Here is a 17161-nt window from a genome sequence, read left to right as displayed (position 1 = left end):
CCTCGTGCCTCACATTCTGAGCATCGTCACCTTCCTGCCGCTTCTCGGCGCGGCCGCGATCCTGGTCGCGCGCCTGCTGAACAAGGGCGGTCAGGACGCCGCGGCCCCGGCCGCCCGCTGGATCGCCCTGATCACCACCATGGTGGTGCTGGCCGTGTCCGTCCTGCTGGTCGCCCAGTTCGATCCGTCGAACCCGGCCTATCAGTTCGTCGAGAACTACGCCTGGTTCGCGGGCGCCGGCTATCACCTGGGCGTGGACGGGATCTCCATCCTGTTCGTCCTGCTGACGGCCTTCCTGCTGCCGATCTGCATTGTGGCCAGCTGGAAGTCGATCGAGACGCGCGTCGTCGAATACATGATCGCCTTCCTGATCCTGGAGACCATGGTCATCGGCGTGTTCACCTCGCTGGACCTGTTCCTCTTCTACATCTTCTTCGAAGGCACCCTGGTCCCGATGTATCTGATCATCGGCATCTGGGGCGGCGCCAACCGCATCTACGCAGCGTACAAATTCTTCCTGTACACCCTGCTGGGATCGGTCCTGATGCTGCTGGCCATGCTGTGGATGGCCCACACGACCGGCACCACCAGCATTCCGGAACTGAAGCAGTACGCCTTCGACCCGGCGGTGCAGCCGCTGCTGTGGCTGGCCTTCTTCGCCTCCTTCGCGGTGAAGATGCCGATGTGGCCGGTGCACACCTGGCTGCCCGACGCCCACGTTCAGGCGCCGACGGCGGGTTCGGTCATCCTGGCCGGCATCCTGCTGAAGCTCGGCGGCTACGGCTTCATCCTGTTCAATATCCCGATGTTCCCGCTGGCGTCGCAGATGTTCACGCCGCTGGTGCTGACGCTGTCGGTCATCGCCGTGGTCTACACCTCGCTGGTCGCCTTCCGTCAGACGGACATCAAGAAGCTGATCGCCTATTCGTCGGTCGCCCACATGGGCTTCGTGACCATGGGCATTTTCGCGGGCAACGACACCGGCGTTCAAGGCGCCGTCTTCCAGATGCTGAGCCACGGCCTGATCTCGGGCGCGCTCTTCCTGTGCGTCGGCGTGGTCTATGATCGGATGCATACGCGTGAGATCGCCTTCTACGGCGGCCTGACGGCGCGGATGCCCTGGTATGCGGCCATCTTCCTGATGTTCACCATGGCCAACGTCGGCCTGCCGGGCACCTCGGGCTTCATCGGCGAAGTGCTGACGATGACGGGCGCCTATCAGGTCTCGACCTGGGCGGCCCTGATCGCGGCCTCGGGCGTGATCTTCTCGGCGGTCTATGCGCTGACGCTGTTCCGCAACGTCATGTACGGCCCGATCACCAATCCGGCGCTGGAAAACATCGCCGACATCGACAAGCGCGAACTGCTGATCTTCGTGCCCCTGATCGTCGGCACCATCTGGCTGGGCCTCTATCCCAACGCCGTTCTCGACTACACCGGGCCGACTGTTGAAGCCCTGACCAGCGCCTATCGCGCCGCGATCGGCGGGTGAGACCATAATGCCTGATCTGTCCTCCGCTCTCCAACTCGCCGCCCCAGAGCTGACCCTTGCGGTCGGCGGGCTGGTGCTGCTCATGCTCGGCGCCTTCGCCGGCGAGAAGTCGACGCGCCTGGTCTCGGGCCTGTCGGTGCTGCTGCTGCTGGCGGCGACGGCTCTGGCCGTCGTCGGTCCGCTGGGGTCCGCCTTCAACGGGGCCTATGTGGCCGATCCGCTGGCCGTCTTCGGCAAGGCGGTGATCTTCCTGTCCGCCGCCGTGGCCGTGGTGCTGGGCGACGGCTGGATGCATCGCAACAACATCGCCAAGTTCGAATATCCGATCCTGATCGTGCTGGCCTCGGTCGGCATGGGCATGATGGCGTCGTCGGGCGACCTGATCTCGCTCTACATCGGCATCGAGATGCACTCGCTAGCCCTCTACGTCCTGGCCGCCTATCGCCGCGACGACCTGAAGGCCTCGGAAGCGGGTCTGAAGTATTTCGTCCTGGGCGCCCTGTCGTCGGGTCTGCTGCTGTACGGCGCTAGCCTGATCTACGGTTTCGCCGGTTCGATGCGGTTCGAGGACATCGCCGCCTTCGCCACCGCCAACCCCGGTCCGGGGCTGATCTTCGGCCTGGTCTTCCTGATCTGTGGTCTGGCGTTCAAGGTTTCGGCCGCGCCGTTCCACATGTGGACGCCGGACGTCTATGAAGGTGCCCCGACCCCGGTCGTGGCCCTGTTCTCGACCGCGCCCAAGGTGGCGGCCATGGTGCTGATCATCCGCGTGCTGGTCGAAGGCTTCGGTCTGGCCCATGCCCAGTGGGCCCAGGTGCTGATCCTGATCTCGCTGATCAGCTTCGCGGTCGGCGCCTTCGGCGGCCTGATGCAAAAGGACATCCAGCGCCTGCTGGCCTATTCGTCCATCATCAACATCGGCTACGCCCTGCTGGGCGTGGCGGCGGGCACCCAGGTCGGCGTCCAGGCGACCCTGATGTTCATGACCCTGTATGTCGTGGATCAGATCGGCTTCTTCGCCATCCTGCTGTCGCTGAGCCGTAACGGCCGTCCGATCCGCAAGATCGCCGACCTGGCCGGTCTGAAGAAGGACCGTCCGGTGACGGCCGTCGCCCTGACGATCCTGTCGCTGTCGGCTGTCGGCATTCCGCCGATGTCGGGCTTCTGGGGCAAGTTCTACGTCTTCGGCGCCGCCGCCGATGCGGGTTATTGGATGGCGGGCGCTGCGGGTCTGGTGGCCTCGGTCGTCGCGGCCTTCTACTACTTGCGCATCATCAAGGTGATCTGGTTCGACACGCCTAAGTTCGACGTGACGACGGACAAGGCGCCGGCCGGCGCGCAATGGATCGGCTGGGCGGCTGCGGCCTTCAGCTTCCCCGTGCTGCTGATCGCCCTGACCTGGCTGGAGCCGCTGACGCGCGCGGCTGCTGCGGGCGTCGGGATTGGATAAGGGGCCTTGGCGGCTCCGGTCCTGATCCTCGAAGAGACCGACTCCACCAACGCCGAGGCGCGTCGTCGCGCCGAGGCGGGCGAGGCCGGGCCGCTGTGGATCGCGGCCCGGCGTCAAACCGCCGGGCGGGGCCGTCGCGGCCGCGCCTGGGACAGCCGGGACGGCAATCTGGCCACGACCCTGCTGCTGACGCTGAACCGCACTCCGGCCGAGGCGGCGCAACTGACCTTCGCCGCCGCACTGGCGGTGGCTGATCTGCTGGACCGCTATGTCCCGCCCGCGCTGGTCAGTATCAAATGGCCCAATGACGTGCTGCTGGACGGGCGTAAGTCGTCCGGCATCCTGATCGAATCCGGTCCTGCGCCCTCTGGCGGCCTCTGGCTGGCTGTGGGCGTCGGCGTGAACCTGTCCCACGCGCCCGAAGGGACCGAGCGCCCGACCACCTGCATCGCCGAGCACCTGCGTCATGACGTGGCCGCCGCGCCATCGATGGAGGAGGGAGCCAAGGCGTTGGCCGAAACCTTCGACGCCTGGCTGGAACGCTGGACGCGCTTGGGCTTTCAGCCCGTGCTGGACGCCTGGGTCGCGCGGACGCCGGGCCTGTTCGGGCCATGCACGGCGCGGCTGAGCCATGAAACCCTGAGCGGGATCGCCGACGGCGTCGAGGCCGACGGGGCCCTGCGCCTGAAACTGCTGGACGGAAGCCTGCGGGTCATCTCCGCCGGCGACGTCTTCTTCGGAGAGGCCGCCTGATGCTGCTGGCGATCGAGCAAGGCAACACCAACACCCTGTTCGCCGTTCACGATGGCGAAGAGTGGATCTTCCAGTGGCGCACCGCCACTGATCCCATGCGCACGGCCGACGAATACGCCGTTTGGCTGCATCAGCTGTTCGAGATGCGCGGGCATGGTCTGACCATGGACGACATGGACGGCTGCATCATCTCCAGCGTGGTGCCGCAGTCGATCTTCAACCTGCGCAATCTGGCGCGGCGCTATCTGAACGTCGAACCCCTGGTGATCGGCGAGAACGTCGAACTGGGCATCGAGGTGCGCATCCATAAGCCCAGCGAGGCCGGGGCCGACCGTCTGGTCAACGCCATCGGCGCGCTTCAGGTCTATGAGGGCGACCTGTTGCTGATCGACAGCGGCACGGCCACGACCTTCGACGTCGTGTCCGGCGCGAACGGGCAGGGGGCGGGGGCCTTTGAAGGCGGGCTGATCGCGCCCGGCATCAACCTGTCGCTTCAGGCCCTGCACGAGGCGGCGGCCAAGCTGCCGCGCATCGCTATCCAGCGCCCCGACACCGTGATCGGGCGCGACACCGTAACCTCAATGCAATCGGGCGTCTTCTGGGGCTATATCGCCCTGATCGAAGGGCTGGTGGACCGTATCAAGGCCGAGTGGGGCAAGCCCATGACGGTCATCGGCACCGGCGGCGTCGCCTCCCTGTTCGAGGGCGCAACCGACTCTATCGACCGGTTTGATCCGGACCTGACCATCCGCGGCCTACTCGAAATCTGGCGGCGGAACTCCCATCTGTAAGGCCGCATGACTAAGAAAACTCAAAAAGACGAACTCGTCTTCCTGCCGCTGGGCGGCTCGAACGAGGTCGGCATGAACCTGAACGCCTATGGTTTCGGCCCGGCGCATGACCGCAAATGGATCATCGTCGATGTCGGCGTGACCTTCGGCGACCAGTCCACGCCCGGCGTGGACGTCATCGTGCCTGATCCGACCTTCCTCGAAGGCGAGAACATCCTGGGCATCGTGCTGACGCACGCGCACGAGGATCACATCGGCGCCCTGGGCTGGCTGTGGCCGCGCATCCAGGCGCCGCTATACGCCACCCCCTTCACCGCCTTCCTGATCCGCGAAAAGCTGCGCGACGCCGGCATCTATGAAGATGTCGAGCTGCACGAGGCGCCGCTGGGCTCGACGGTGAACCTGGGCCCGTTCGAGGTGACCTACGTCACCATCACCCACTCGATCGCCGAACCGAACGGCCTGGCCATCAAGACGCCGCTGGGCACGGTGCTGCATACCGGCGACTGGAAGATCGACAACGATCCGGTCGTGGGCGAGCGCACCGACGTCGACTTCATCCAGAAGCTGGGCGACGAGGGCGTCTTGGCCATGGTGTGCGACTCCACCAACGTCTTCGTGGACGGCGTCGCCGGGTCCGAGGGCGAGGTGAAGGTCAAACTGGCCGAGCTGATTCAGGGCCTGAAGGGCCGAGTCGCCGTTGGCTGCTTCGCCTCCAACGTCGCGCGGATGCATAGCGTCATCAGCGCCGCTGAGGCCGCCGGGCGTCGCGTGGCTCTGGCCGGGCGCTCAATGCACCGCATCACCGCCGCCGCCAAGTCGGTCGGCATGTTGAACGACATCAAGCCCTTCCTGTCCGAACAGGAGGCCAAGGTCTGGCCGGCGGACGAGATCCTGTACCTGTGCACCGGCAGCCAGGGCGAGGCGCGCGCCGCCCTGTCTCGAGTAGCCGAAGGGACGCATCCCTTCATCAAGCTGGGCGAGGGGGATCACTGCATCTTCTCGTCGCGCGTCATCCCCGGCAACGAACTGTCCATCGGCCGTCTGCAGGACAAGATGGCCGAGCGCGGAATCCGCATCTACACCGAGAAGGACCACCCCGGCATCCACGTCTCGGGCCACCCATGTCGTGACGAACTGCGCCAGATGTATCAGTGGGCGCGACCGCAGATCGCCGTGCCGACCCACGGCATGCGCCGCCACCTGATCGAGCACGGCAACCTGGCCAAGGACATGCAGGTGCCGGAGACGGTGACGCCGCGCAACGGCGATATGGTGCGCCTGGCGCCCGGACCCGCCGCCATCATCGATGAAGTGCCCTCGGGCCGTCTGTTCGTCGACGGCGGCATGCTGGTGGAGGAGGCGGGCGAGGCCCTGCGCGAGCGCAAGCACGCCGCCAGCAACGGCATCCTGATCGTCAGCTTCGCCCTGGATCGTCGCGGCCGCATCGCCAGCGACATCGACGTGCGCGGCATCGGCCTGCCGGGCGACGCCGACCGTCCGCTGGGCGATGTGCTGGACGACATGGCCGAGCGCGTCGAGAACACGGTGCGCGGCCTGAGGGGCGAGGCGTTGGAGGACGAAGCCGTCATCGAACAGGCCGTCAGCCGGACCCTGAAGAAGGCCAGCCAGCAGATCTGGGATCGTCGTCCGATCGTGGAAACCGTGGTGCTGAGGCTCTGATGGCGGATCGTCTTTATCTTCTGAACGCCGACTGGTTCGACGACCAGGGCGGGCCGTGGTTCTGCCCGCCCGGCGCGCGGATCGAGGGCGTATTGGGCCTGTATCCGCGCCTGCGCGAGCATCTGACGGTGACCCATCTGGATCACCCGCGCCCGCGCTCGGCCGTGATCGCCGAGGTAGGGGAGGCGAACCAGAGCTGCCCGCTGCTGGTGCTGGACGGCGAGTTCGACTGGCCCGACGCCCAGGTCAGCGCAGAGACCGGCGCGCGCTTCCTGCAGGATGACGACATCCTGCCGTACTGGGCTGCGCGCTACGGGATTGGGCGACCGCACCCGTAAGGGCGCGTGGCTTCTCCCTCCCCACGAAAAGGGGAGGGATAGTTATCAGCTTTCGAGCGTCGCCTTCCGATAGTCGTCGCGCTCCACCTGTCCGACCTCGATCGAGATCTGGCGGGGGCCGTCGTAGGGCGCGACGCCGGCCAGCAGGGCCGCCAGCACCGCTTCGCCCAGAGCGGTTCTCTGCTCTTGGGTGCGGCCGCTGAGGATGCGCAGGTCGCAGTGGACCATGGCCTGGTCCGGGTCGCCGTCGGCGATGATCAGGCGGTCGCAGCGTACGATGCGCGTCTTGCACGCGGGAAGGCCGGCGCCGATCATCTCGACACAGAGGCGATGAATCTCCAGCGCCAGGGCGCGCCAGTCGGTCGCGTCGAAATGGGTGGAGTGTTCCAGCGTAATCTGTGGCATTCAGGGCGTCCTTGTTGCGGAGCCTCTCCTTATCGCGCCGCGACGATGATTGCGATGAACGGACTTTTAGAGACGATGCCCCTTGGCCCCTTCACCTTGGTCGCCACCTTTCTGACGGTGTGGTGGATCGTGTTGTTCGCGATTCTGCCGCTGGGGATGTCGGACCAGATCAAGGATCCGCCGACGGACGGGACCCAGTGGGGCGCGCCGAAGAACCCGAACCTCAAGAAGAAGTTCATCACCACGACCTGGGTGTCGATCATCGTCTGGCTCGTCATCGTCGCCATCGTCTGGATCGGCTGGACCCCCGTGCCCGATATCACCCACGCGAACGCGCTCTAGCTTTCGCCCCCTTCGCCCGGTTAAACCTCGGGCCTGACTGAATTTGCCGAGAATCCTCCCATGCGCCTGTCGCGCTACTTCCTGCCGATCCTGAAAGAAGCCCCCTCCGACGCCCAGATCGTGTCGCATCAGCTGATGCTGCGCGCGGGCATGATCAAGCAGGAGGCCGCCGGCATCTACGCCTGGCTGCCATTGGGCCTGCGGGTGCTGCGCAAGATTGAAGGCATCGTCCGCGACGAGCAGGTCAAGGCCGGCGCCGTCGAACTGCTGATGCCGACGCTGCAACTGGCGGACCTGTGGCGCGAGAGCGGCCGCTACGACGCCTATGGCCCGGAGATGCTGCGCATCACCGACCGTCATGAGCGCGAACTGCTGTACGGGCCGACCAATGAGGAAATGGTCACGGATATCTTCCGGGCCTATGTGAAGTCGTACAAGGCCCTGCCGCTGAACCTCTTCCACATCCAGTGGAAGTTCCGCGACGAGCGCCGTCCGCGCTTCGGCGTCATGCGCGGCCGCGAGTTCCTGATGAAGGACGCCTATTCCTTCGACCTGGACGAGGCCTCGGCTCGCATCGCCTACAAGCGGATGTTCGCCGCCTATCTGAACACCTTCGCCCGCCTGGGCCTGAAGGCCGTGCCGATGCGCGCCGACACCGGCCCGATCGGCGGCGACCTGAGCCACGAGTTCATCGTCCTGGCTGAGACCGGCGAGAGCGAGGTCTTCTGCGACCGCAAGCTGGTCGAGATGGCCGCGCCCGGCCACAACCTCAGCGTCGAGCAACTGGAGAGCGTGTTCAACGAGCGCACGGCCCTCTACGCCGCGACCGAGGAAATGCACGACGCCGCCCAGTTCGAGACCCAGACCGCCGAGGGCGACCGCCTGTCGGCGCGCGGCATCGAGGTCGGCCACATCTTCTACTTCGGCACCAAATACTCGGCCGCCATGAAGGCCAAGGTCGCCGGGCCGAACGGTCAGGACACCGAGGTCCACATGGGCAGCTACGGCGTCGGCGTGTCGCGCCTGCTGGGCGCCATCATCGAGGCCAGCCATGACGAGGGCGGCATCATCTGGCCGGACTCGGTCGCGCCGTTCGACGTGGTGGTGATCAACCTGCGCGCCAGCGACGAGGCCGTCTCGGCCGCCTGTGAAGACGCCGTGGCCAAGCTGGAAGCTCTCGGCAAGGACGTCCTCTACGACGACACGGACGAGCGCCCAGGCGGCAAGTTCGCCACCGCCGACCTGATCGGCGTGCCGTGGCAGCTGACCATCGGGCCCAAGGGCCTGGCCGACGGCGTGGTCGAACTGAAGCGCCGCGCCACCGGCGAGAAGCAGAGCCTGTCGCTGGACGCCGCCCTGGAGCTGCTCACGAAATGACCGACGCCGCGACGGCTTCCGCTCCGCCGCCCGCATCCAAAGGGTCAGGCCCGTTCTCCAGCTGGGAGATCGGGCTGGCGCTCCGCTATCTGCGCGCCAAGCGCAAGCAGGGCGGGGTAGCGCTGATCGCCATGATCAGCTTCATCGGCATCATGCTGGCCGTCGCGGTGCTGATCAGCGTGATGAGCATCATGGCGGGCTTCCGCGGCACGCTGATGGACCGGATCCTGTCGTTCAACGGTCATATGTATGTGCAGGGGCCGGTGCTCTATGCGCCCGATCGCGACGCCGCGCTGAAGCGGATCGCCGACGTGCCGGGCGTGGTGGCGGTGACGCCCCTGATCGAAAGCCCGGCCATGTTCCGCGCGGGCGGGGCGGCCACGGGCGGTGTCGTGCGCGGCCTGCGGCCGCAGGATCTGGCCTCGACCAAGTTCGTCTATGACAGCCTGACCCCCGAGGCGCGCGAGCGTTTCGGCAAGGGTCAGTACGGCGGCGATCACGTCCTGATCGGCAAGAGCCTCGCCGAGCAGATGGGCCTGCGTGAAGGCGATCCCATTTCCCTCTATTCTCCGACTGGAGCCGACAGCGCATTCGGCAATCTGGGCGGGCTGGAGAAGACTTATATCGTCGGCGGAATCTATACGTCGGGCGCGGCGGACTATGATCGCGCCTTCATCTTCATGCCGCTGGAGCAGGCGCAACTGTTCTTCGGCAAGGACGGCGTCTGGGACGTCATCGAGATGAAGGTGTCGGAACCGGATCTGGTCGAGAATCTGCTGACGCCGGTTCAGCGCGCGGCCGGACCGGGCAGCGTCGTCACCGACTGGCGCAACCGCCAGGCCGCCATCTGGGGCGCGCTGAAGGTCGAGCGCGTGGCCATGAGCATCATCCTGGGCATGGTGGTCGCCATCGCCGCCATGAACATCATCAGCGGCATCGTCATGCTGGTGAAGAACAAGACGCGCGACATCGCCATCCTACGTACTGTGGGCGCCAGCCAGTCGTCCATCCTGCGCATCTTCTTCATGTCGGGCGCGGCCATCGGCATCGGCGGCACCATCGCGGGCCTAGTTCTGGGCCTGCTGTTCTGCTGGAACATCGGCGCGATCCAGCATTTCCTCGAGGGCCTGCTGGGCGTCCAGCTGTTCAACGCCGAGGTCTATATGCTGGATTCTGTTCCGGCCAAGGTGGACCCGTGGGACGTGACCTGGGTCGCGGTCTTCTCCTTCTTCATGAGCTGCCTGGCCAGCCTGCCGCCGTCGTGGAACGCGTCGCGCATCGATCCGGTGGAGGCCCTGCGCTTTGAATAAGCTGCTGAAGAAGAAGCCCGCCGTCGCGACGGAAGCGAACGGCGCCATCCTGTCGCTGCGCGGTGTGACGCGCACCTATCCGACGGCCCAGGGCGGGCTGACGGTGCTGAAGGGCGTCGACCTGGAGGTCATGCCAGGCGAGGTCGTCGGCCTGATCGGTCCGTCCGGCTCGGGAAAGTCCAGCCTGCTGCACGCGGCGGGCCTGCTGGAGCGGCCGACCAGCGGCCAGGTGCTGATCGACGGCGAGGACGTCGGCGGTCTGGACGAACGCGCGCGCACGCGCCTGCGTCTGCACCGCATCGGCTTCGTCTATCAGTTCCACCACCTGCTGCCGGAGTTCGACGCTCTGGACAATGTAGCCCTGCCCATGCGGATCGCAGGCGTGCGGGAAGGAGAGGCGCGTCGTCGCGCGACCGAAACCCTGACCTCGCTGGGTCTTGGACAGCGGGTCACGCACCAACCCGCGCAACTATCTGGGGGCGAGCAACAGCGTGTCGCCATCGCGCGCGCCCTGGCCAACAGCCCGCGTCTGCTGTTGGCCGACGAACCGACCGGCAACCTGGACCCCGTCACCAGCCAGGCGGTGTTCGAGGCCCTGCGCGAACTGGCCAAGACCACGGGCGTCGCCGCCCTGATCGCCACGCACAACATGGAGCTGGCCGGTCACATGGACCGCGTCTTCGCCTTGAAGGACGGCCACCTGGAGCAGCGCGCGGCCGAAAGCCACGCCTATTAGGAGGCGATGAGCCGCGTCGTCGCCTGCAGCGGCGTGCGATAGGGCATCATGGCCCAGTGCAGCGCGGCCGCGCCCAGCAGCGGCGGGATGTCGGCATATCGGGGATGAACCGGGTCGATCGCGCGTTGCAGGACCGCTGTCTCATCAGGTCTGAGCAGGGGGTGAGACAGCGCCAAGACACGGTGGATGCGAAATTGCACCGTCTGTCGCCAGGCCTGCATCGGCGCTGTTTCACAGGGACTGGCGCCGAGCAGCTGAAGGAAGCCGTCAAGAGCGCCGGGCGATCCTTCCATGGCGTAGATGATGACATCGTCCACGCTTGCCGCCACGCCGGCGAGGCCCAACGACCGGGCTTGGTCGCGCCGCATGTCGATCAGGGCCGGCCACCGTGCGCTTTGCGCGAATCCTGACGGAGACCGGGTCAGGAATACGGCGCTTTGCAACACAGCCAGCCTCCATGTTCGCCTCAGCGTAACCGAAATATCGTTCTGCGTATGCCCGCACGGGATCAACTGCGTGGGACTACGAGGTTTTTCCCGCGTCAGGCCTTGCGTAGTTTCAACGACATGATGCGTGATGGCGTGGACGGCGGTCGACATGGACAGGATGCAGATAGGATTGGGCGCGCCATCGGTGAAATCGCCATCATTGACGATGATCGGGCGCTGCTGGAGCTGACCCTTCTGGCGGTGCGCGACGCGGGGTTCCCCGCCGTCGGTTTCCACGACCCGCTCGACGCGCTGATGTGGGCGTCAGACGCGGATTCGACCTGCCTCGTCGCTGATCTGAAGATGCCGGGCGTCGAGGGGCTGGATCTCGTGGCCGCCTTTTGCGCCCTGAACCGCCACGCCGTCATCGTCGTCAGCGCCTTCGTCGACGTGCGGACGACGGTCGACGCCATGCGCCTGGGCGTGGATGATGTTCTGCCCAAACCCGTCACAATCGATGAACTGGTGCGCGCCCTGCGTCGGGGCGCAGAGGCCCTCGCGTCCGCCCCGGCCCGTGAAGAGCTGACCTTCACCCGCCGCGAGCGACAGGTGGCCGAAATGCTGGTCGAGGGTCTGACCACCAAACAGATCGCCCAGAACCTGGAACTGAGCCCGCGCACGGTGGAGTTCTTCCGTGCAAGCCTGCTGCGCAAGACTCAGTCCCCGAACTCGGCGGCTCTAGCCTCGGCGCTGACCCGGCTCGGCTTCCTCGCGAATTGAGGTTGACGAGAACAAAGAGGCAACCTAGAACAAATGGGCAACATTTGATCTGGGGATAAATCCGATGACGCGTTGGGTGAGGGATCTGCTGTCGCTTGCGTCCTGCGGCGGCTTCGTCTGGATGGTCTGGCAGGCGGCCTTTCTGGTGACATGACCGCGCCCACTGAGGCGCGACTCCCTGCATGATGACGATGCGCCCGTATGATCGGGCGCTGCGATGCGGAGTTTTCGATTGGCGGATGCGGTGAACAGTCAGGGCTTTGTCCACCTGCGGGTCCGAAGCGCCTATTCGCTGCTGGAAGGCGCCATCAAGGCCGGCAAGATCGGCAAGATGGCCGCCGATGCCGGAATGCCGGCCGTGGCCGTGGCTGACCGCGCCAACCTGTTCGGGGCCCTTGAGTTCAGCCAGACGACCAAGGATGCGGGCGTCCAGCCTATCGTCGCCTGCGCCTTGCCGGTGCTCGATATCGGCGGGCAGGTCGCCCAACGCTGGGCCAAGACGCCGACGGTCGTGCTGATCGCCCAGAACGAGCAGGGGTGGCTCAACCTGTGCGCCCTGTCGTCCGCCGCCTATCTGGACGCGGGCGAAATGGCCGAGCCGGGCGTGCCCTGGGGGCAGGTTGTGGATAAGTCCGAAGGGCTGATCCTGCTGTCAGGTGGGCCGGACGGCCCCATTGATCCTCTGTTCGTGCAGAAGAAGCCGGCGGAGGCCGCCGCCGCCCTGGCCGAGATGAAGCGGGTGTTCGGCGACCGTTTCTATGTCGAACTGCAACGCCACGGACTGTCCAGCGAGACGTTGGCTGAGGGCGGGCTGGTCGAATGGGCCTACGCCAATGACACGCCGCTGGTCGCGACCAACGACGTCTATTACGCCAGGGCGGCCCAGGCGAAGTCGCATGACGCCTTGCTGTGCATCTCCGACGGCGCCTTCACGGGCCAGGAGGATCGCCGTCGCGTCACCGGCGAGCACTGGTTCAAGTCGGCCGAGGCGATGCGCGAACTGTTCGCCGATCTGCCGGAGGCCTGCGACAACACCATTCAGATCGCGCGCCGCTGCGCCTTCCTGGTCAAGACGCACAAGCCGATCTTGCCGCGCTTCGACACCGGCGCAGGTCGTTCGGAAGACGACGAACTGGCGCACCAGGCGCGCGAAGGCCTGAAGGCGCGGCTGGAGAAGAACCAGGCCTATGCGCCCGAGGAAGACTACTGGTCCCGCCTGGAATGGGAGGTCGGGATCATCCAGCAGATGGGGTTCCCCGGCTACTTCCTGATCGTGGCGGACTTCATCAAATGGGCCAAGCTGCATGACATCCCGGTGGGGCCGGGGCGGGGCTCTGGGGCCGGGTCGTTGGTCGCCTGGTCGCTGACCATCACCGACCTGGACCCTCTGCGGTTCGGCCTGCTGTTCGAGCGCTTCCTCAACCCCGAACGGGTCTCCATGCCCGACTTCGACATCGACTTCTGTCAGGAGCGGCGCGAAGAGGTCATCGACTACGTTCAGGACCACTACGGCAAGGACCGGGTGGCTCAGATCATCACTTTCGGCACCCTGCAGGCGCGCGCCGTGCTGCGCGACGTGGGGCGCGTGCTGCAGATGCCGCTGGGCCAGGTGGACCGCCTAGCCAAGATGGTTCCGGCCAACCCCGCGAACCCCGTGACCCTGGCCCAGGCCATCGACCTGGAGCCGCGCCTGCGCGAGGCGCGTGACGCCGAGCCTGCCGTCAAGGCGCTGCTGGAGACGGCGCTGGAGCTTGAAGGCCTCTACCGCAACGCCTCGACCCACGCGGCGGGCATCGTCATCGGCGATCGGCCGCTGACGGAACTGGTGCCGCTGTATCAGGATCCGCGCTCCACCATCCCGGCCAGCCAGTTCAACATGAAGTGGGTCGAGCCGGCGGGCCTGGTGAAGTTCGACTTCCTGGGCCTGAAGACGCTGACGGTGCTGGACCGCGCCAAGAGCTATCTGGAACGGCGCGGTGCGGCTCAGGATTGGGGTCTGCTGCCGCTGGATGATCCCAAGACCTATGAGCTCATGGCCTCGGGGCAGACGGTCGGGGTGTTCCAGCTGGAATCCCAGGGCATGCGCGACACCCTGCGCAAGATGCGCTGCGGCTCGATCGAAGAGATCACCGCCCTGATCTCCCTCTACCGGCCGGGGCCGATGGAGATGATCGACACCTACATCGACCGGAAGTTCGGCCGAGCGGAGGTCGACTACCTGCACCCCAGCCTGAAGGAGGTGCTGACCGAGACCTACGGCGTCATCATCTACCAGGAACAGGTGATGAAGATCGCCCAGATCCTGGCGGGCTACAGCCTGGGCGAGGCCGACCTGCTGCGTCGCGCCATGGGCAAGAAGAAGAAGGAGGAGATGGACTTCCAGCGGGCCCGCTTCGTCAAGGGCGCGTCCGAGAAGTCCGTGCCGGAGGCCCAGTCCGGCTCCATCTTCGACCTGGTGGCCAAGTTCGCGGGCTACGGCTTCAACAAGTCGCACGCGGCGGCCTATGCGCTGATCTCCTTCCAGACGGGCTGGCTGAAGGCCAATCATCCGGTCGAGTTCTTCGCCGCCTCGATGAGCCTCGATCTGTCGAACACGGACAAGCTGGCGGTCTTCTATCAGGATTGCCGCCGATTCGAGGTTCCGGTGCTGGCGCCGGACATCAACCGCTCGTCCGCCGACTTCGACGTGTCGTGGAAGGACGGGCAGGGCAGCGTGCTCTATGCGCTCGGCGCCATCCGCAACGTGGGCCTGGAGGCGATGAAACACGTCATCGAGGTGCGCGAGACGGGCGGGCCGTTCGCCGACATCTTCGACTTCCTGGAACGGGTCGACCCCAAGGCGGTGAACAAGCGCGCGCTGGAAGGCCTGGCGCGGGCCGGAGCCTTCGACAGCATCCACCCGAACCGCCGTCAGCTGTTCGAACAGGCCGATGTGCTGATGGCCTATTGTCAGAGCGTGGCGGCCGAGCGCGCTTCGTCACAGGTCAGCCTGTTCGGCGCCGATCAGGCCGCCGCCGCGCGGCCGCGTCTGAAGAGCATGGAGCCGTGGGCCGGGCCGGACAAGCTGGATCAGGAACTCTACGCCGTCGGCTTCTATCTGTCGGGTCACCCGCTGGAAGAGCTGACGCCTGCCCTGAAACGCAAGCGCGTGACCTTCGTGGCCGAGGCGCAAGGGCTGGCCGAGGCGGGGCATGAAGCCTTCCAGATGGCTGGTGTGGTGCGCCGCCGTCAGGAGCGGGCCAGCGCCCGCACCGGCGAGAAATTCGCCTTCGTCACCTTCTCGGACCCGACGGGCGAGTTCGAATGCCTGTTCCCGCCTGAACAGCTTCGGCGGTGCCGCGAGGTTCTGGAGGTCGGGACGTCGGTTCTGGTCAAGGTTCGGGCCAAGGCGGCGGATGGCGAGGTGCGCTTCTTCGGCGATGACGCCAGCCGCATGGACGTGCTGCTGGACGACGCCCAGATCGGGTTGCGCGTCATCCTGTCGGCTCAGTCAGCGGACGCCGAGGCGCTGAAGGCGCGGCTGGACCGGGCGCGAGCGCAGGGCAAGGGCGGCGAGGTCTGGCTGCAGGCGACGCTGGGCGGCCGCACCGAGGTCGAGATCAAGCTGCCGGGACGATACCGACTGGACGCGGCGCTGCGCGGCGCGCTGAAGTCGGCGCCGGGGGTGGTGATGCTGGAGGACGCCTGATGAGCGAGACGAGCGCGAAGACCCATGCCGGGTCGTGCCATTGCGGCGCGGTGGCCTATGAGGTGGATGTCGGGCTGGACGGCCTGATGGAGTGCAACTGCTCCCATTGCTATCGCAAGGGGTTCGTTCTGGCCTTTGCGCCCCGCTCGGCCTTTCGCCTGACGAAGGGGGAGGGCGAGACGACGTCCTACTTCTTCAATCAGCACAAGATCGAGCATCGTTTCTGCAAGACCTGTGGCGTGCAGCCGTTCGGTTACGGCGAGGCCCCGGACGGCAGCGAGGTTGCGGTGATCAACATCCGCACCCTGACCGACGTGGAGCCGTGGGACTGGACCGCACAGCGCGTGGACGGACGCAGCTTCTGATCAATCCGGCTGAGGCTTGAACTGTTCGCGCGGAGTTCCGTCGACGGCGTAGAGTCGTTCGACAGGAATTTTAATGACCAGTCCGCTGTTCGGAAGGCGCAGGTCGTAGACCGCGCCGAGCAGGCCCGCCATCGGCCGGCCGGCGACATGCGCGCCCTGGGCGTGGAGGCCGATAGCCAGGCCTTCGCCCATGCTGCCGGTCCAGCGTCCGACGCGGACGATGACAGGGCCGCTATGGCGTTTGCCTGGGCGCGGCAGGACTTGTTCGATCCAACGCCGCTCGATCCCGGTTTCGCATGCTTCGGCGGGCAGGCTGTGGATCTGGTAGGCGGACGGCGCATCGACGAACCATCCCATGATGGCGCGGGCGACGACGGTGTTGCCGCCGCTGGGCGTCTCCGTCAGGTCGAGGACGAGGGTTTGACCGGGCAGCGCCGTCGTCATCGCCTGGTCGAAGGCGGCGATGGTCGCGCGGTCGCCGAGCGCGTCATTGATGCGGATGACCAGGGCGCCGTCGACCTGTCGGCTCTCCACCGGGGGGCGGTCGCGCCGCATCGTGTAGAGATTAGGCAGGGTCAGGCGACGCCGAGACCCGTCGGGGGTCTCGATCATCAGGTCGCGAGGGCGGTCGCGTCGCCCGGCGACCAGGACGCGGGCGGCATAGGCGGCGCGCTCGCCTTCGGACGTCAGGCCGATCTCGCTCCAGAAGGCGGCGACGGCGTCGTCGATGGGCTGATCGCCGACGGCCAGCAGACGGCTGCCGGGGCGAATGCCGGCTTCGGCCGCAGGCGATCCGTCGCGGACGTCGGTGATGATCCAGTGCGGTGCGACTCGCTCGATCCAGAGATCCGAATAGCTGGGAACCACGGCCCAGCTGTCGGCGAAGGACGAGCCGGTGATGGCGTGATGGTCGGCCAGCGCCGTGAGGGCGTTCTCGGCGTACTTCAGCAGAGAGGCGGCGTCATGCACCGCCTCGCCCTGGGCCGTCAGCTGCAGTGACGAAAGAAACCGGCCGCCTGGCAGGCGCTCCGGATAGGCGTACTGGGCTTCGATCAGCCCAGGCAGGGCCAGCGCATCCTTTCTATAGGCCTCTGCGGAAACCGGCGCAGGCGTCTGGGCCCTGGCGAACGGAGCCGGAGCGGCGGCGAGCGGCGCGAAAGCCAGGGCGGACAGCAGGCGAAGGGAAGGAGGCATGGCGTCATCTGGCCGTGGCCGCTTGAAGG

Annotated in this window: 16 protein-coding genes; 13 read left to right on the top strand and 3 right to left on the bottom strand. The window is 66.4% G+C overall.

The window, feature by feature from the left end; genetic code table 11:
- Window positions 1–4: 4 nt before the first annotated feature.
- Genes BJP32_RS05765 through BJP32_RS05740 form a run of 6 tightly spaced genes read left to right on the top strand, consistent with a single transcriptional unit; the run spans window position 5 to window position 6507 of the window.
- Window positions 5–1492 carry an NADH-quinone oxidoreductase subunit M gene (locus tag BJP32_RS05765; protein ID WP_076223244.1) on the top strand — a complete coding sequence of 496 codons (1488 nt, stop codon included), beginning with the start codon at window positions 5–7 and terminating at the stop codon, window positions 1490–1492.
- 7 nt (window positions 1493–1499) lie between these two features.
- A complete protein-coding gene (gene nuoN, locus BJP32_RS05760) occupies window positions 1500–2942 on the top strand; it encodes an NADH-quinone oxidoreductase subunit NuoN (RefSeq protein WP_076223242.1) in 1443 nt (480 codons plus the stop codon).
- 6 nt (window positions 2943–2948) lie between these two features.
- Window positions 2949–3695 carry a biotin--[acetyl-CoA-carboxylase] ligase gene (locus tag BJP32_RS05755; protein WP_046653598.1) on the top strand — a complete coding sequence of 249 codons (747 nt, stop codon included), beginning with the start codon at window positions 2949–2951 and terminating at the stop codon, window positions 3693–3695.
- A complete protein-coding gene (locus BJP32_RS05750; RefSeq protein ID WP_046653597.1) occupies window positions 3692–4486 on the top strand; it encodes a type III pantothenate kinase in 795 nt (264 codons plus the stop codon). Before BJP32_RS05755 ends, BJP32_RS05750 begins: the two co-directional genes overlap by 4 nt.
- Window positions 4487–4492: 6 nt before the next feature.
- On the top strand, window positions 4493–6169 hold the full coding sequence (locus BJP32_RS05745) for a ribonuclease J (protein WP_076223241.1): 1677 nt from the start codon (window positions 4493–4495) through the stop codon (window positions 6167–6169).
- Window positions 6169–6507 (top strand): DUF3088 family protein, encoded by a 339-nt coding sequence (locus BJP32_RS05740; RefSeq protein WP_003164601.1) that lies wholly within the window; start codon window positions 6169–6171, stop codon window positions 6505–6507. The genes BJP32_RS05745 and BJP32_RS05740 overlap by 1 nt, the downstream gene beginning before the upstream one ends.
- A 45-nt stretch (window positions 6508–6552) precedes the next feature.
- Here BJP32_RS05740 and BJP32_RS05735 read toward each other — a convergent pair whose 3' ends face one another.
- Window positions 6553–6912, bottom strand: a complete 360-nt coding sequence (locus BJP32_RS05735) for a 5-carboxymethyl-2-hydroxymuconate Delta-isomerase (protein WP_003164602.1) — start codon at window positions 6910–6912, stop codon at window positions 6553–6555.
- Window positions 6913–6987: 75 nt separating this feature from the next.
- On the opposite strand from BJP32_RS05735, the gene BJP32_RS05730 reads away from it, so the two are divergent.
- The 4 genes from BJP32_RS05730 to BJP32_RS05715 are packed head-to-tail and all read left to right on the top strand — an operon-like array spanning window position 6988 to window position 10677.
- Window positions 6988–7254 (top strand): DUF1467 family protein, encoded by a 267-nt coding sequence (locus tag BJP32_RS05730; protein WP_003164603.1) that lies wholly within the window; start codon window positions 6988–6990, stop codon window positions 7252–7254.
- 60 nt (window positions 7255–7314) lie between these two features.
- Window positions 7315–8631 carry a proline--tRNA ligase gene (proS, locus tag BJP32_RS05725; RefSeq protein WP_046653590.1) on the top strand — a complete coding sequence of 439 codons (1317 nt, stop codon included), beginning with the start codon at window positions 7315–7317 and terminating at the stop codon, window positions 8629–8631.
- Window positions 8628–9941: a lipoprotein-releasing ABC transporter permease subunit gene (locus tag BJP32_RS05720; protein ID WP_076223239.1), complete on the top strand. Its 1314-nt coding sequence runs from the start codon at window positions 8628–8630 to the stop codon at window positions 9939–9941. The genes proS and BJP32_RS05720 overlap by 4 nt, the downstream gene beginning before the upstream one ends.
- Window positions 9934–10677, top strand: coding sequence for an ABC transporter ATP-binding protein (locus tag BJP32_RS05715; protein ID WP_003164606.1), 744 nt, complete (start codon window positions 9934–9936; stop codon window positions 10675–10677). Before BJP32_RS05720 ends, BJP32_RS05715 begins: the two co-directional genes overlap by 8 nt.
- On the opposite strand, the gene BJP32_RS17615 is transcribed toward BJP32_RS05715, so the two are convergent.
- Window positions 10674–11402 (bottom strand): hypothetical protein, encoded by a 729-nt coding sequence (locus tag BJP32_RS17615; RefSeq protein WP_233126735.1) that lies wholly within the window; start codon window positions 11400–11402, stop codon window positions 10674–10676. The genes BJP32_RS05715 and BJP32_RS17615 overlap by 4 nt on opposite strands.
- Here BJP32_RS17615 and BJP32_RS05705 point away from each other — a divergent pair.
- From BJP32_RS05705 to BJP32_RS05695, 3 genes are all read left to right on the top strand, one after another.
- On the top strand, window positions 11367–11885 hold the full coding sequence (locus tag BJP32_RS05705) for a response regulator transcription factor (protein ID WP_233126733.1): 519 nt from the start codon (window positions 11367–11369) through the stop codon (window positions 11883–11885). The genes BJP32_RS17615 and BJP32_RS05705 overlap by 36 nt on opposite strands.
- 232 nt (window positions 11886–12117) lie before the next feature.
- A complete protein-coding gene (dnaE, locus tag BJP32_RS05700) occupies window positions 12118–15573 on the top strand; it encodes a DNA polymerase III subunit alpha (RefSeq protein WP_046653587.1) in 3456 nt (1151 codons plus the stop codon).
- The gene (locus tag BJP32_RS05695; RefSeq protein ID WP_076223237.1) at window positions 15573–15938 is read left to right on the top strand and encodes a GFA family protein; all 366 of its coding nucleotides are present in this window, start codon (window positions 15573–15575) and stop codon (window positions 15936–15938) included. Before dnaE ends, BJP32_RS05695 begins: the two co-directional genes overlap by 1 nt.
- Here BJP32_RS05695 and BJP32_RS05690 read toward each other — a convergent pair whose 3' ends face one another.
- Entirely contained in the window at window positions 15939–17132 is a 1194-nt protein-coding gene (locus tag BJP32_RS05690; protein ID WP_046653585.1) for a S41 family peptidase, read from the bottom strand.
- Between the last annotated feature and the right edge of the window lie 29 nt (window positions 17133–17161).

It is taken from the genome of Brevundimonas sp. ZS04 (assembly GCF_001956865.1).
Lineage (GTDB): Bacteria > Pseudomonadota > Alphaproteobacteria > Caulobacterales > Caulobacteraceae > Brevundimonas > Brevundimonas diminuta.
This window is presented reverse-complemented; position numbering and strand designations above follow the sequence as displayed.

Coding starts and splice junctions, on each gene's coding strand:
- nuoN (WP_076223242.1), top strand. CDS start 1,500: ATGCCTGATCTGTCCTCCGCTCTCCAACTCGCCGCCCCAGAGCTGACC.
- BJP32_RS05745 (WP_076223241.1), top strand. CDS start 4,493: ATGACTAAGAAAACTCAAAAAGACGAACTCGTCTTCCTGCCGCTGGGC.
- BJP32_RS05740 (WP_003164601.1), top strand. CDS start 6,169: ATGGCGGATCGTCTTTATCTTCTGAACGCCGACTGGTTCGACGACCAG.
- BJP32_RS05735 (WP_003164602.1), bottom strand. CDS start 6,912: ATGCCACAGATTACGCTGGAACACTCCACCCATTTCGACGCGACCGAC.
- BJP32_RS05730 (WP_003164603.1), top strand. CDS start 6,988: ATGCCCCTTGGCCCCTTCACCTTGGTCGCCACCTTTCTGACGGTGTGG.
- proS (WP_046653590.1), top strand. CDS start 7,315: ATGCGCCTGTCGCGCTACTTCCTGCCGATCCTGAAAGAAGCCCCCTCC.
- BJP32_RS05720 (WP_076223239.1), top strand. CDS start 8,628: ATGACCGACGCCGCGACGGCTTCCGCTCCGCCGCCCGCATCCAAAGGG.
- BJP32_RS05695 (WP_076223237.1), top strand. CDS start 15,573: ATGAGCGAGACGAGCGCGAAGACCCATGCCGGGTCGTGCCATTGCGGC.
- BJP32_RS05690 (WP_046653585.1), bottom strand. CDS start 17,132: ATGCCTCCTTCCCTTCGCCTGCTGTCCGCCCTGGCTTTCGCGCCGCTC.